General features: G+C 40.1%; 15 protein-coding genes. 12 read left to right on the top strand and 3 right to left on the bottom strand.

Features of this window, described 5'->3' with window-relative positions:
* The first annotated feature begins 2 nt into the window (after positions 1-2).
* Positions 3-1016 (top strand): tRNA (adenosine(37)-N6)-threonylcarbamoyltransferase complex transferase subunit TsaD, encoded by a 1014-nt coding sequence (tsaD, locus tag PUND_RS13520; RefSeq protein WP_008115610.1) that lies wholly within the window; start codon positions 3-5, stop codon positions 1014-1016.
* 23 nt (positions 1017-1039) lie between these two features.
* Here tsaD and plsY read toward each other — a convergent pair whose 3' ends face one another.
* Positions 1040-1645 (bottom strand): glycerol-3-phosphate 1-O-acyltransferase PlsY, encoded by a 606-nt coding sequence (plsY, locus tag PUND_RS13515; RefSeq protein ID WP_010391012.1) that lies wholly within the window; start codon positions 1643-1645, stop codon positions 1040-1042.
* A gap of 207 nt (positions 1646-1852) precedes the next feature.
* Here plsY and folB point away from each other — a divergent pair, with 207 nt between their 5' ends.
* The 8 genes from folB to trmB all read left to right on the top strand — a co-directional run bounded on the left by folB (position 1853) and on the right by trmB (position 7990).
* On the top strand, positions 1853-2212 hold the full coding sequence (folB, locus tag PUND_RS13510) for a dihydroneopterin aldolase (RefSeq protein ID WP_010391013.1): 360 nt from the start codon (positions 1853-1855) through the stop codon (positions 2210-2212).
* Positions 2213-2701, top strand: a complete 489-nt coding sequence (folK, locus tag PUND_RS13505) for a 2-amino-4-hydroxy-6-hydroxymethyldihydropteridine diphosphokinase (RefSeq protein WP_010391015.1) — start codon at positions 2213-2215, stop codon at positions 2699-2701.
* On the top strand, positions 2698-3498 hold the full coding sequence (locus tag PUND_RS13500; protein ID WP_010391016.1) for an undecaprenyl-diphosphate phosphatase: 801 nt from the start codon (positions 2698-2700) through the stop codon (positions 3496-3498). Before folK ends, PUND_RS13500 begins: the two co-directional genes overlap by 4 nt.
* 146 nt (positions 3499-3644) lie before the next feature.
* Positions 3645-5000 (top strand): UDP-N-acetylmuramate:L-alanyl-gamma-D-glutamyl-meso-diaminopimelate ligase, encoded by a 1356-nt coding sequence (gene mpl, locus PUND_RS13495; RefSeq protein ID WP_010391018.1) that lies wholly within the window; start codon positions 3645-3647, stop codon positions 4998-5000.
* 1 nt (position 5001) lies between these two features.
* A complete protein-coding gene (locus PUND_RS13490; RefSeq protein WP_010391020.1) occupies positions 5002-5625 on the top strand; it encodes a flavin prenyltransferase UbiX in 624 nt (207 codons plus the stop codon).
* On the top strand, positions 5622-6551 hold the full coding sequence (locus PUND_RS13485; RefSeq protein ID WP_010391021.1) for an ABC transporter ATP-binding protein: 930 nt from the start codon (positions 5622-5624) through the stop codon (positions 6549-6551). Before PUND_RS13490 ends, PUND_RS13485 begins: the two co-directional genes overlap by 4 nt.
* Complete coding sequence (locus PUND_RS13480; RefSeq protein WP_010391022.1) at positions 6552-7319, top strand: ABC transporter permease; 768 nt, start codon at positions 6552-6554, stop codon at positions 7317-7319.
* Positions 7319-7990, top strand: coding sequence for a tRNA (guanine(46)-N(7))-methyltransferase TrmB (trmB, locus tag PUND_RS13475; RefSeq protein ID WP_010391023.1), 672 nt, complete (start codon positions 7319-7321; stop codon positions 7988-7990). Before PUND_RS13480 ends, trmB begins: the two co-directional genes overlap by 1 nt.
* Here trmB and PUND_RS13470 read toward each other — a convergent pair.
* On the bottom strand, positions 7987-9855 hold the full coding sequence (locus tag PUND_RS13470; protein WP_010391025.1) for a GGDEF domain-containing protein: 1869 nt from the start codon (positions 9853-9855) through the stop codon (positions 7987-7989). The genes trmB and PUND_RS13470 overlap by 4 nt on opposite strands.
* Before the next feature lie 259 nt (positions 9856-10114).
* On the opposite strand from PUND_RS13470, the gene panP reads away from it, so the two are divergent.
* A complete protein-coding gene (panP, locus tag PUND_RS13465) occupies positions 10115-11740 on the top strand; it encodes a pyridoxal-dependent aspartate 1-decarboxylase PanP (protein ID WP_010391026.1) in 1626 nt (541 codons plus the stop codon).
* A 249-nt stretch (positions 11741-11989) separates the two neighbouring features.
* Here the strand turns inward: panP and argE are convergent, their stop codons facing one another.
* A complete protein-coding gene (gene argE, locus PUND_RS13460; RefSeq protein ID WP_010391028.1) occupies positions 11990-13135 on the bottom strand; it encodes an acetylornithine deacetylase in 1146 nt (381 codons plus the stop codon).
* Positions 13136-13356: 221 nt separating this feature from the next.
* Here argE and argC point away from each other — a divergent pair, with 221 nt between their 5' ends.
* Entirely contained in the window at positions 13357-14370 is a 1014-nt protein-coding gene (gene argC / locus PUND_RS13455; RefSeq protein WP_010391029.1) for an N-acetyl-gamma-glutamyl-phosphate reductase, read from the top strand.
* The gene (argB, locus tag PUND_RS13450) at positions 14367-15134 is read left to right on the top strand and encodes an acetylglutamate kinase (protein WP_010391030.1); all 768 of its coding nucleotides are present in this window, start codon (positions 14367-14369) and stop codon (positions 15132-15134) included. Before argC ends, argB begins: the two co-directional genes overlap by 4 nt.
* Positions 15135-15140: the final 6 nt, after the last annotated feature.

Here is a 15140-nt window from a genome sequence, read left to right as displayed (position 1 = left end):
CAATGCGAATTTTAGGCATTGAATCATCATGCGATGAAACTGGTATTGCTATTTATGATGATGAAAAAGGGCTACTGGCTCATCAATTATATAGCCAAGTAAAAGTACATGCTGATTACGGTGGTGTGGTACCTGAGCTTGCATCTCGCGATCATGTACGTAAAACATTGCCGCTTATCGATGCGGCATTTGCGCAAGCTGGCTGTGGACCGGAAGATTTAGACGGTATTGCCTACACGGCAGGACCAGGTTTAGTAGGGGCTTTGTTAGTAGGTACCTCAATTGGTCGCTCTTTAGCGTATGGTTGGGATATTCCTGCGGTGGCAGTGCATCACATGGAAGGGCATTTATTAGCGCCAATGCTTGAGGAAAACGTTCCCGAATTTCCATTTATTGCTTTACTCGTATCTGGCGGTCATACCATGATGGTAAAGGTTGCGGGCATTGGCCAATACGAAGTATTGGGTGAGTCGGTAGATGACGCTGCAGGTGAAGCATTTGATAAAACTGCTAAATTACTTGGGCTTGATTACCCTGGCGGTCCTCGTTTAGCTAAAATGGCTGAGCAAGGCGTTGCCAAACGATTTGTTTTTCCACGCCCGATGACTGATAAACCTGGTCTTGATTTTAGCTTTAGTGGCTTAAAAACCGCCGCTTCGATTGCTATTCGTGAAAATGATAGTGACGAGCAAACTAAAGCAGATATTGCCCATGCATTTCAAACAGCCGTTATAGATACTTTAGTGATTAAGTGTAAGCGAGCACTAAAACAAACGGGTATTAAACGTTTAGTAATAGCCGGTGGTGTAAGTGCTAATACGCAACTACGTTTGCAACTAGAGCGTGTGATGCAAGGTATGAAGGGCGAAGTGTATTACCCACGCACTGAGTTTTGTACCGACAATGGCGCAATGATTGCTTATGCTGGTATGCAGCGTTTAAAAGCGGGGCAGTTTGCTACGCTTGATATGAAAACTAAACCGCGCTGGCCAATCGATAGCTTAGAAGCAATATAGTTAACCAGAACCTAGGTTAGTTATTACTTCTTATCATTTGTAGGGGCTTGTTTAGTCCCTACTTTTGGTTCTTCACCCTTAAATAAACGCACAATATTAGTGCGATGCCTAATAATGATCAGTAGCGTAATAAAGGTCACTGGTAAGGTATATAACGGCTTTATCCACCATGTATATAAAGGCGCTAGCGTCACAGCTACTAACGCTGCAAGGGATGAGTAGCGGGTAATCGCGACAATAATCAGCCAAGTACCAATCAATAACCCACCTAAAGAGAGCCCTATCGGCAGTAACGAGCCAAATGCTGTTGCGACCGCTTTACCCCCTTTAAAACTAAAAAATAATGGGTACATGTGCCCTAAACATGCTGCAACCGCAATTAAACCAAGCTCTAGCGGCTCAAGTTTTAAAAAGTAAGCGCCCCAAACAGGGATAGTGCCCTTTAAAATATCAAATATTAAAACTAAGCATGCGGGGAGAGCGCCGCCTAAACGGTAGACATTGGTTGCTCCTGGGTTATTGGAGCCATTTGTGCGTGGATCGGGAAGTTTGAATAGCCGCGACACTAAAATGGCCGATGAAATCGAGCCGAGCAAATAGGCTAATACAAACATTAAAATGACTAACACGCGCTTCCTTATTTTTTAATCATTACTTTTAAGCTATTATTGGCGTCAAAATTTACGGGCTTCTTAAATTACTCGCAATTTTGTAACTATTCTATTGTAGAAGTAATTTTAGTATATTTAAACACTGATTAAAGTATATACAGTATTAATTTGATTGATACAATATGTAATTAACTCAGTGACTTGTTACAGTCATTTGGAGTATCAATGGACAAGGTATTTATATCACAATTGCATGTCGAAACGATTATCGGGGTGTATGATTTTGAAAAGAAAAGTAAACAAAGCCTGTACTTTGATATTGAGATGCTAAGCGACATTAAGCCCGCAGCACAAAACGACGATATTAACTTAGCATTAGATTACGCTAAGGTGAGTGAGCGAGTTATCGAGCACAGCACTGCTAAACCAGTCGAGCTTTTAGAAACGCTGGTGGAGCAATTAGCGCAAATTATCTTAACCGAATATAATACTCCTCAAGTAACAATAAAAGTTAGCAAGCCAGCTGCAGTTCCACAAGCGCAAACAGTGGGTGTAGAGATTACGCGCATTAAGGCTACGGCTTAAATGGCGCAGATATTTATTAGCCTAGGGTCAAACATTAATAAAGCTGAGCATATTCGGCGTGCTCTAGTGGCGTTAAATCAGCACTTTGAAAACACACATCACTCATCAGTATTTGAAAGTGAAGCTGTGGGTTTTGCCGGTAATAACTTTTATAACTCAGTGCTTGCCGCCACCACTGACATGGCGCTGGTTGATGTGTGCGCGTTATTAAAACAAATTGAACGCGACAATGGCCGCCAAGCAAATGATAAAAAATTTAGCCCACGTACTTTGGATCTCGACTTACTCTTTTATGATGATGTGATTTGCGAGAGCCCAGCACAATTACCGCGTGACGAAATTACTAAAAACGCCTTTGTTTTACAGCCTTTAGCTGAGGTGGCCCCTGATTTTTATCATCCGGTCGCAAAACAAACGATTGCCCAAATATGGAATGCATATAACAACCCTCAACAAAAACTATGGAAGGTGGAGTTTTCTAACCCATGAGTATTATAGAAATAATTGTTTTAGCCCTAATTCAGGGATTTACTGAGTTTTTACCTATATCGAGTTCGGCACACTTAATTTTACCATCACAAATTTTAGGCTGGGAGGATCAAGGGTTAGCGTTCGATGTTGCTGTTCACGTAGGCACTTTAATTGCGGTTGTTATTTATTTCCGTAAAGAAGTAGCCGATATACTCGGTGCTTGGTTTAAATCGTTTGGCGTGCAGGGCACAACAGATGATAGCAAACTAGGTTGGTGGATCATTTTAGGTACTGTGCCAGCAGCTATTTTAGGCTTGTTATTAAAAGATTTTGTTGAACTGTACTTACGCAGTGCATGGGTGATTGCGACCACAACAATCGTATTTGGTCTATTGCTTTGGTACGCCGATGCCAAAGGTAAGCAAATAAAAACAATCTATCAGCTAAACTGGAAAACGGCCCTCATTATTGGCTTTGCACAGGCCGTTGCAATGATCCCTGGCACTTCACGTTCAGGTATTACCATGACAGCGGGTTTAATGTTAGGTATGAACAAACAAAGTGCAGCGCGCTTTTCGTTTTTATTAGCTATTCCAATCATTTCAATGATGGGTCTTTATTATACTGCAGAGCTTGCCCTTGGCGATCATATCGTAGATTGGACGGCATTATTGTTAGGTGTAGTGCTGTCGTTTTTATCAGCTTATGCTTGTATTTTTATGTTTTTAAAAGTGATTGAGCGAATGGGAATGCTACCATTTGTTATTTATCGTTTATTATTAGGTGTCGGTTTAATATTCTTTTTAATGCTATAAGCTATTAATCTTCAGGAAAGCCTCCCACTTTGGGAGGCTTTTTTATTTGCGCCAAGGGTTAATGGTAACTTAAGCTAAATTTTGGCATTATAGCGCCATTAAATTTTGCCCTAGAGCAAACTCCGCGCAGGATGAAAGGATAGTAAATGCATATACATATTTTGGGTATTTGTGGCACATTTATGGGTGGTATTGCCGCTATAGCAAAATCATTGGGTCACCACGTTACTGGGTCAGATCAAAACGTTTACCCACCAATGAGTACTCAGCTACAAGAACTGGGTATTGAACTAACACAGGGCTATGACGTATCTCAACTAGAGCCAGCTCCAGATATCGTTGTTATTGGTAATGCTATGAGCCGTGGTAACCCGTGTGTTGAATATGTACTCGATAAGAGCCTGCCTTATACTTCAGGACCTGAGTGGCTAAAACATAACTTACTACAAGATTCGTGGGTGCTGGCTGTGGCAGGAACTCATGGTAAAACAACCACCGCCAGTATGTTGGCGTGGATACTTGAATATGCGGGTTTAAAGCCTGGCTTTTTAATTGGCGGAATTGTACAAAATTTTGGTCTTTCTGCGCGAGTTGGGCAAACGCCATTTTTTGTTATAGAAGCCGATGAGTACGACACGGCCTTTTTTGATAAACGCAGTAAATTTGTTCATTATTTACCTCGAACACTTATTTTAAATAATCTTGAATTTGATCATGCTGATATTTTTGAAGATTTAAACGCAATTAAAAAACAATTTCACCATTTGATTCGTACACTACCGCAAAGCGGCAAAGTGCTGTGGCCAAAAAATGATGAAGCACTGAGCGATGTGATTACAAAAGGCTTGTGGAGCGAGAGCGAAACTCTAGGCGATGACTGGAATTATGAATTACTCAAAGCCGATGGTTCTCAATTTAATGTTTTACTAAATAAGCAGTTACAAGGCGTTGTTAGCTGGCAAGCGATTGGTGAGCATAACGTTAAAAATGCCATGATGGCTATTGCAGCAGCTCGTCATGTGGGAATTGCAATAGAGCACAGTATTGAAGCTTTGGGCGAGTTTATCAGCCCAAAAAGGCGGATGGAGCTTAAAGCAGATATTAATCATATTAAAGTGTATGACGATTTCGCCCATCACCCTACCGCGATTCAAACAACACTTGCGGGGCTGCGTGCTAAAGTGGGGGATGAAAAAATTATTGCGATTTTAGAGCCGCGCTCTAACACCATGAAAATGGGAGTGCATCAATTTACACTTCTCGATTCACTTCGCGATGCAGATGATGTGCTGTTATTTGAACCAGAAAATTTAAACTGGTCACTTAAAGAGCAAGCTGACAAAACGGGTATGCAGTGCTTTGATTCTACAACCGCTATTATTGATACAGTGCTTGAGAATGTTGAGCCAAATCAACATGTTTTAATTATGAGTAATGGTGGTTTTAATGGTCTTCATCAGCAACTTGTTGATGGTTTGACCGATAAATACAGCGGAGAATAATGTGCAATTTAAAGATACAATTACCTTAGCATTTAGTGGCGCATCAGGCGCACCATATGGGTTAAGGCTGTTGGAAGTGTTACTTGAACAACAATTTCAAGTGTATGTGCTTATCTCAAGTGCCGCGCGCGTAGTTTTTGATACCGAGTCCAATATAAAGCTATCAGGGAATGAAGATAAAGCTACCGAGCAGTTAAGTGCATTATTTAACGCCAAGCCTGAACAATTAAAGGTATTTGGCAAAGATAACTGGTTCAGTCCGGTGGCTTCGGGCTCAGCAGCACCGAAAAAAATGATAGTATGTCCATGTAGTGCCGGGTCAGTGTCTGCGATTGCAATCGGCGCATCAGATAACTTATTAGAGCGCGCTGCCGATGTGGTGATAAAAGAGCGAGGTCAACTTATTTTAGTGCCACGCGAAACCCCGTTTAGCGAAATTCACTTAGAAAATATGCTTAAATTGTCGCGTTTAGGGGTCACTATCATGCCCGCTGCACCTGGGTTTTATCATCAACCACAAAGCATAGAAGACTTAGTTGATTTTATGGTGGCGCGAATTTTAGATCATTTAAATATTGAACATAATCTCACAAAGCGCTGGGGTTATGGTGAGGGTAAGAAATGAATAAGCAAAATATTGCTTTAAATATTGAAGGCCTTACCAAGGTTTACAAAAATGGGGTTGAGGCAGTAAAAGGTGTTGATTTACAAGTGCATGAAGGTGACTTTTTTGCACTGTTAGGTCCAAATGGGGCGGGTAAGTCAACCACTATTGGGGTGATATCTTCTTTGGTTAATAAGACCAAAGGTAAAGTTGAAGTATTTGGTCATGATATTGATACCGACCTTGAAGCGGCGAAAGCCAACTTGGGCTTAGTGCCACAAGAGTTTAACTTCAGTCAGTTTGAAACCCTAACCCAAATACTCGTTAATCAAGCAGGTTACTACGGTGTACCGCGCGGCGAAGCGCACAAACGTGCTGACAAGTACTTAGCACAGCTTGGGCTACTTGAGAAAAAAGATAAGCAAGCGCGTACCCTTTCTGGTGGTATGAAGCGTCGCTTGATGATTGCACGCGCCTTAATGCATGAACCAAAGTTACTTATTTTAGACGAACCAACAGCGGGCGTTGATATAGAGCTGCGCCGCTCAATGTGGGACTTCTTAAGGCAAATTAACGAACAAGGTGTGACCATTATTTTAACCACTCACTACCTTGAAGAAGCCGAATTACTGTGTAAAAACATCGCTATAATTGATACCGGCCGTATAGTTGAAAACACCACCATAAAGGCCTTGTTGGCTAAATTAGACAAAGAAACCTTTGTATTGGATTTAAAACAGCCTACCAATCCGGTGACGCTTGAAGGGTATAATTTTACCATGACTGATGATCACACCATTGAAGTTGAGGTGGCTAAATCACAAGGGCTTAATGCTGTATTTAGCGCGTTAACCGAACAAGGTAATACTGTGCTAAGCATGCGTAATAAAGCGAATCGATTAGAAGAATTATTTGTAGGTTTATTAGAGCAAGGGCGGGGCGAATAAATGTTTAAGTATGGCGTAGCCTTAAAAAGTATTTGGATTAAAGAGTGTATTCGCTTTTTGCGTATTTGGGTGCAAACCTTAGTGCCGCCAGCGATTACTATGAGCTTATATTTTGTTATTTTTGGGAACTTAATAGGCTCGCGTATTGGTGATATGGGCGGCTTTAGTTATATGGAGTTTATTGTTCCTGGCCTTATTATGATGTCAGTCATAACAAACTCTTACTCGAATGTGGCTTCAAGCTTTTACTCAACTAAGTTTCAAAAAAGTATTGAAGAGTTATTGGTTGCACCTGTGCCTAATTACATCATTGTGTTGGGTTATATGGGCGGAGGCATGACCCGAGGCATTATGGTGGGTTTTATTGTAACGTGCGTTTCTTTATTTTTTGTAGATATACAAATACATAATATTTTTGTGATTATAGCCACTGTTATTCTTACCTCGGCGGTGTTTGCCTTGGGCGGGTTAATCAACGCTATTTATGCAAACAGCTTTGATGACATAAGTATTATTCCGACCTTTATTTTAACGCCTCTAACTTATTTAGGCGGGGTGTTTTACTCAATCACTTTACTGCCTGATTTTTGGCAGATGGTATCGCAAATAAACCCAATTATTTATATGGTTAACGCATTCAGATACGGATTTTTAGGTGTTTCTGATGTTGATTTAACAGTTGCGATTGCGGTGTTGTTGGTGTTTATCAGCGTATTATTTACTTTAGCACTGACGCTAATTAAAAAAGGTGTGGGGCTAAGACACTAATGAGCGATGCAAATTCACGTAGTATTGTATCTAATCAAGCGGGACTTCATGAAAAGCTTGATGAAATAGTTAATAAACACTTACAAGCCGAGTTTAAAAAGCCAATTGCAGCGCATACTCAAACCGCATTTGATGAAGTTAATGCTAAGGTGCAAGCTTTTGATGGACCGCTTATCCTAGACTCCTGTTGTGGCGTTGGCGAAAGCACTGCTAATTTAGCGAAACGTCATCCTGAAGCGTTAGTGGTAGGCATTGACAAGTCATCTCATCGACTTGATAAGCACGATGTTGAGTATAAACAAACTGAGAGTGGTCAATACATTTTGGTGCAAGCTGACTTAAATGATTTTTGGCGTTTAGCGGTGGCTGCTAATTGGCAGCCTAGCCATCACTATTTGCTTTACCCTAACCCGTGGCCTAAGTCTAAGCACATTCAACGGCGCTGGCATGGGGCGGCTATCTTCCCGTTTATTGTAAAGCTAGGTGGTTTACTTGAAGTGCGAAGTAATTGGGATATCTATGTTAAAGAGTTCGCCAGAGCGCTCGAATTAGCAGGCCATCCATGTGAAACCGAATTGTTTGAATCAGACGAAGCAATTACACCTTTTGAGCGTAAGTACTGGGCCAGTGGTCAGCAAAGCCACCGACTAGCCATTAATATTAATAACTAATTCATTGCTTTTTTAAACTCAGTAACATGTGGCGTTGGTTTGCCAAGGAAACTACCTTGCATCAGCGTCACATTTAGTTGACTGAGTAACTCTGCAACCGTATTACTTTCTACCGCTTCAACAACCAATTCAAGTTCAAGCTGCTGGGCTATATCAGTGATGTAGGATATAAATAGCGACGTATTTGCATCATTTAATAGCTGCTTTGTGATTGCTCCATCGAGTTTTATACCATCAACCTCCACTTTTAAAGTATTAAGAGTATTAATAAACTCATTACCCCAGCAGTGCATCACCACCTTTGCCCCCTTACTTTTTACCATTGCGATAAATGACTTTATTTCATAGTAATGTGAAATAACCTGCGACTCTAAAATCGAAATAGTAATGTTTTCAGGATTAGGGTAGCGATGAAGCTCATACGCAATATGATCATAAATAGTGGGATCTGCAATGTTTTCAGCGCACAGCGTTAACTCCCAACAAATTGCTGATTTACGAAAACGTGAAACACATTGAGTAAACAGAGCATGGGTTAACATGCCATTCATACGCAGTCTATCTAGTGCATTTGCAAAGGTATCAGGGGTTAAAATCTCCCCTTGTGAAGTGACTATTCTCGGTGAGCAATCATACCTAATAACTTCATCGGTATGAGTATTTATAACCGGCTGGAAGTAAGGGACAACACGATGAGCATCAAATGCTTCACGAATTTCTTTTGCTATTTCAACATTATATAAATATAGAGATTTAGCGTCGTTAATTGCCTCACAGTAGTTAACTATGCTCTGATCGCCCTGCTTAGATTGCAGTAACGCAATATGAGCATTCTTAAGCAGTAATGACTTATTGCCTCTAGCTACACCAGCGTTAAGTGTAATATAAATAAAAGGCTGATTTAAAAACGGTATATTTTTATTATGCGATTGTATGATGCTATATAGCTCATCAAAGGGAGTTTCTTTATCAGTCAAAATAGCGAGTTTATTAGTTGCAATACGATAAATACGTGCGTGCAAACGGGCTTGCTGCTTAAAGTGAGTGAGCAGCTTTTTCATCACTTCATCGGCTGTTTTTGTGCCAAAAAAACGGCTGATATTATCAATTTCGTTCACTAAAATAATCGCAATTTGTAAATGATGTTCATTGCTTTTTTTTAGCCGTTTTTCTAAGGCAATATGATTTTCGAATCCGCTTGCATGGTCGCTCATTAATGAACGACGTACTCCATAGTAATAAAGAGTATAAACTATTAATAAAATAATAATGACGCAGCAAAAATGAAACATAGATTGATATAAGTCTGTTTTTAACGCATTGCTAATTTTATCAACGCTAATATCTGCAGCTGTAATATAGGTTCTGCCATTTTTTGCCAGATGAGGAATATATACTGTTTTAGAATGGCCGCGATGCGCTGTTGAGGTTTCAAAAATAGGGGCCGTTGATAAAAATGCAGCCATAGTTATTGGCGTGGCTTCGGGATAAAGATCTAAAAACTGAGTAACTTTACCGTTATTTTGATCATCTTGAGTGTAGCTAGAGGCAGTAAAATAAACATTCTCATCAATCAGTACCATTGAATATAAATAATCTATATTTAAATCATTGGCCAATGCCGAAAGCTGGTCGGCTTTATTTTGATAGCTTGAAAAGCTAATTTCTTGCGCTACTTTATCGTGATAATCACTACCTAAAATGTACTTTACGCTGGTGGCTGCATTTAATAAACGATTATCAATGCTGCGTATCACATCATTATTGATGGCAGTGTAGGTGTAGTAACTGTAGATTATTAAGCTGACTAAAAAAAAGACGGTACCGAGCGCCAACCGAGTTAATTTTAGATTTCCTTTTAGCATGTAACATCCTTATTTTTTGTTAGATTTATTATACTTAAAAATTATAAATGCCCAATATTTTAATTACCCTTTGTACTAAATATAAAAAATAGTGAAATGTTATCTATTTTGTATTGTCTTTTATGGCTTAAAACGAGACATTTTTGTCATATTGCAGTAAAGTTAGCGCAATTTTTTAGAAATGCCGTTGCTTAAAAACACCTTAAATTAGCGTGTTTTACAAACTAACAGGTGTTTTAGTCACACACTAGGTATGAAGATGGATCAAAAGCGTTGTGCCGTCGCCTCTAAAGAAAGCCTCAAACGGATATTTACCGTTCCAGAGGCCCCTGACTCAACTTTGAGCAAAATAGAGCTTGAAATTTCGAGTAATTTAGCAGGTTTCTTAAACGAAAATATCGCGGCAATTGAAAAACCATTACATGAAATAGAAAAAGATTTTCAATCTGCGGCTATCCCTGAAGAGCCAACGTTTGTGTCTTGCTATGCCCAAGATATTATGGAACAGCTGGTTGCTCATTCTGTACATACCGCAGCGCCAAGCTTTATTGGTCACATGACATCTGCTCTGCCACATTTTTTACTGCCGTTATCGAAATTAATGGTTGGGCTAAATCAAAACCTTGTAAAAATAGAAACCTCAAAAGCGTTTACCCCATTAGAGCGTCAAGTTTTAGGAATGATGCATCATTTAGCTTATGGACAAAATGATGGCTTTTATTCTAAATGGATGCACAGTGCAAAAACCTCTTTAGGAGCATTTTGCTCTGGTGGCACAGTAGCTAACATTACAGCACTTTGGATTGCCCGCAACCGCTTATTGAAAGCGGATGGCAACTTTAAAGGCATTGCTGCACAAGGTTTAGTGGCGGGAATGCTCCACTATGGTTACAAAGGACTGGCGGTTTTAATCTCTGAGCGAGGTCATTACTCATTAGGCAAATCGGTTGATTTATTAGGTATTGGCCGTGAGAATTTAATTGGTATTAAAACATCGGCTGATAATAAAGTTGATGTAGCTGCTATGCGAGAAAAAGCGCTAGAGCTTGAAGCGCAAGGCATTAAAGTGATGGCAATTATTGGCGTAGCCGGAACGACTGAAACTGGTAATATCGATCCACTAGAAGACATGGCTAATTTAGCACAAGAGATTAATTGCCACTTTCATGTTGATGCGGCGTGGGGCGGAGCTACTTTACTCTCTAATACCCATAGGCACCTTTTAAAAGGTATTGAGCATGCAGATTCAATCACGATTGATGCGCATAAACAAATGTATGTACCGATGGGGGCAGGTTTGGTGCTGTTTAAAGACCCTGCTGCAACTGATGCCATCGAACACCATGCTGAGTATATTTTACGTAAAGGCTCTAAAGATTTAGGCAGCCATACCCTTGAGGGAAGCCGCCCTGGTATGGCTATGTTAGTGCATGCTTGCTTACGTGTTATTGGTCGTAAAGGCTACGAAATGCTTATCGATCGCAGTATTAAAAAAGCACGTTACTTTGCTGATTTGATAAAAGCAGATGAAGACTTTGAATTAATATCAGAACCTGAGCTATGTTTGCTAACTTATCGTTATGTCCCTAAGCAAATTAAAAATGCGATAGCACAGGCCGACGCACAAACCCGTTTAGATATCTTTGCCGCGCTTAATCGTTTTACTGCAAGCATGCAAAAACGTCAACGTGAATCAGGTCGCTCGTTTGTATCGCGTACACGTTTAACGCCAGTTCAATATGATAACCAACCAACCGTGGTATTTAGAGTGGTGCTTGCGAATCCGCTTACATCAGGTGCAATATTAAAAGAGATATTAGAAGAGCAGAAAGAACTAGCTCAAACCGACCCTGTATTTAAAAAGTATTTACGAAAATATATGTAACTAACCTGAACTCTGGTTAAGAGGTTTATTAACATATTGAATTAAAAATGATATTTATTTTTATTTTCTCTAGCCAGAGATTTTCAGTGAAAACAAGGCGAGCTTACGCGTCAATAGCTAGCCTATTGCAAGTAAATTCAACGCAGTTAGCGCTAAAAATAGCTGCTTGAGATAGATTTATTATTCAGAGTTCAGGTTAAATATAAATGCTATAAAAAAGACGCTTAATAGCGTCTTTTTTGTTACTGATTAAAAGCAACTCGCCTTTATGAGGTTGCTGATAATTTGTTGCGAAGGCTTTATTTTTTCCATCGCTAAATATTCATCGGGCTGATGCGCTTGGTTAATTGAACCCGGTCCCATGACGATGGTTTCACAACCCAGTTGTTGTATAAATGGTGCCTCAGTACAGTAATTAACAGCCACCGCTTTTTGCCCTGCTATATTTTCGGCTAGTTTAACTAACGCGCTGTCTGTGCTTCCTGTAAATGCTGGAATTGGCTCATGTAAATCAATCACACTGACCGAATTTGGGTATTGCTGATTTATATCGTAGGTTGCATCAAGCAGCAATGCTTGCAGCTCTTGTACACTTAAGCCAGGAAGAGGGCGCATATCAATGTGCATTTCACAGCAACCGCAAATCCGATTTGCATTATCGCCCCCATGAATATTACCTAAATTGAGCGTTGGGTGAGGAATTTCAAAGTAATTTATTGAATATTTATTCTTAAGTTGTTCTTTTAAGATTAGCAATTTTGTAATCACTTTATGCATCACTTCGATGGCGTTAAGACCCCGTTCGGGATCTGAGCTATGTCCTGAACGGCCGACAACTCTTATTGCTGTACTCATATGACCTTTATGAGTAAATACTGGCGTCATATCAGTAGGTTCACCAATAATACAGCGACTTGGCTTTAAATTTGGGTGCTTACAGATTTGTTGTGCGCCAGCCATAGTGGTTTCTTCGTCTGCGGTGGCTAATATTAAAATTGGTTGTGTTTGTTGCTTTTCATCAAGCTCACTAATAGCCTGCAGTACAAAAGCAAAAAAACCTTTCATATCAATGCTACCTAAGCCAAATAGTTTGTTATCTCGCTCAGTTAACTTAAATGGGTTGTGATTCCAACGACTATCATCAAATGGCACCGTATCAGTGTGACCTGCCAGCATTAAACCGCCGTCGCCTTGACCGCGTTTTGCTAATAAGTTGTAGCGACCTTTGTTGCCTTCTAACTCTATTATTTCACAGTTAAAACCTAAGCTTTCACACCATTGCGCTAGCAATTCAATGACACTTTTATTACTCATACATAAATGATCTTCAATGGCACTGATAGAGGGGGCAGCAATCAATTGCTGGTACATCGAAATAAATGACGGCAGAGACATAAAAAATTCCAAAATAAGTATTCATTTTAATTGCATAACAATATAAAAGTATTTACTATGAATATCAATTCACTTTTTAAGCATAAATATGTTGAAGTTACGCCATGAAAATAATACGACGATAGTTATCACTCATAAATTTAACCTGTTTGGCTGGGTTATACCCTAGTGTAAACAAACAACATGGAATGTGGTCACTAATTTTAGATAAAGAGTAAATAATGAACGTAGTAATTATAGGTGCCAGCGGTTACAGCGGCGCAGAACTGGCTAGCTTAGTAGCAAAACATCCAACTCTTTCGCTAACTGGTTGTTATGTATCAGCGCAAAGTTTAGATAAACATAAATTGCTTAGTGAATTGTATCCTGAGCATTTAGGATTACTTGATTTACCTCTGCAGCCACTAAATGAACATGCACTTGCTGATATCACTCATTCAGCAGATTACGTTTGTCTGTGCACCGATCATAAAGTAAGTGTGGATTTAGCGCCTCAGTTTTTAGCGATGGGCAAAAAGGTATTTGACCTTTCCGGTGGCTATCGTCTTGCAAGTAATGATGATTACCTTACTTATTATGGTTTTGAACACCAACACCCTGAACTACTTAATCAAGCGGCATATGGTCTTGCTGAATGGAATAGTAAAGCCATTGCTGATGCTCAGTTAATTGCTGTTGCTGGCTGCTATCCAACGGCTGCATTAAATGCATTAAAGCCTCTTCAACAAGCGTGCTTATTGAGTGATGAAAAAATTATTATTAATGCGGTTTCTGGCGTAACTGGCGCAGGGCGAAAAGCCAGCATCGGTACGCATTTTTGTGAGGTATCACTTGCACCCTATGGTTTGTTTAATCACCGTCACGGGCCTGAAATACAACAGCACCTAGGTCATGAGGTGTTATTTACTCCTCATTTAGGTAATTTCCCGCGCGGTATTTTAGAAACTATTTATGTGCAATTAAAGCCGGGTGTGGCCAGTGAGCAAGTAGCTAAAGCTTATCAAGTATTGGCTGATGAGCCATTAATTCGTTTGCTTGGCAGCAAAATCCCTTCGATTAAAGGGGTGGCCAAACAACCTTATGTAGATATTGCGTGGCAGCAGCAAGGCTCACAGTTAATAGTAATGGCAGCAATTGACAACTTATTAAAAGGGGCAGCTGGTCAGGCTTTGCAATGTATTAATTTATCAATGGGGCTTCCCCACACTACAGGTCTAATAGGAGCGTTTAGATGAGCAGTAAAACGTGGGTTATTAAACTCGGTGGTGCAGTACTCAATACTGAAAATGCCGCTAAAGCATTATTTGAAATACTCAACGAGCAAGATGATGCTCAGTTTGTAATTGTGCATGGTGGTGGCTCATTAGTTGATAGCTGGTTAAAAGAGGCTGGTTTTGCCAGTGCTAAACACCAAGGTTTACGTATTAGCCCTAAAGAACAGATGCCTTATATTGTTGGAGCCCTTGCGGGTGCGGCAAACAAACAACTCATGGCGCAAGCAATTAGTGTTGGTCATAAGCCGGTGGGGTTAAGTTTATATGAAGCAGGGATCACCGCCTCGCAAAAATTAAAAGCATTGGGTCAAGTAGGTCAATGTCACAACAATGCTGATTCTATTATTAATGATTTACTCAGTGCTGGCCGGTTACCAATCATCAGTTCTATCGGCTTTGATGAGCAGGGCTTGTTATACAACGTTAATGCCGATGAAGCAGCCGCCGCAATGGCAAATAATTTAAATGCAGAACTTATTTTTATGACGGACGTAGAGGCGGTACTTGATGCCAATAAGCAGCCTTTACATCAACTTGACACAAAACACATTGATACTTTAATTGCAGAGGGAGTAATTTTGGGCGGGATGGAGGTCAAAGTTAAGACCAGTCTTCACGCTGCCCAACATTTACGACGCGGTGTGTACATTTCCAGCTGGCAAAAGCCAGAAAACTTAACTGCTTTGCTGCAAGGCGAGCATGTCGGAACTAAAGTAACACCATAGGTTGAA

Source organism: Pseudoalteromonas undina (assembly GCF_000238275.3).
GTDB classification, from domain to species: domain Bacteria; phylum Pseudomonadota; class Gammaproteobacteria; order Enterobacterales; family Alteromonadaceae; genus Pseudoalteromonas; species Pseudoalteromonas undina.
This window is presented reverse-complemented; position numbering and strand designations above follow the sequence as displayed.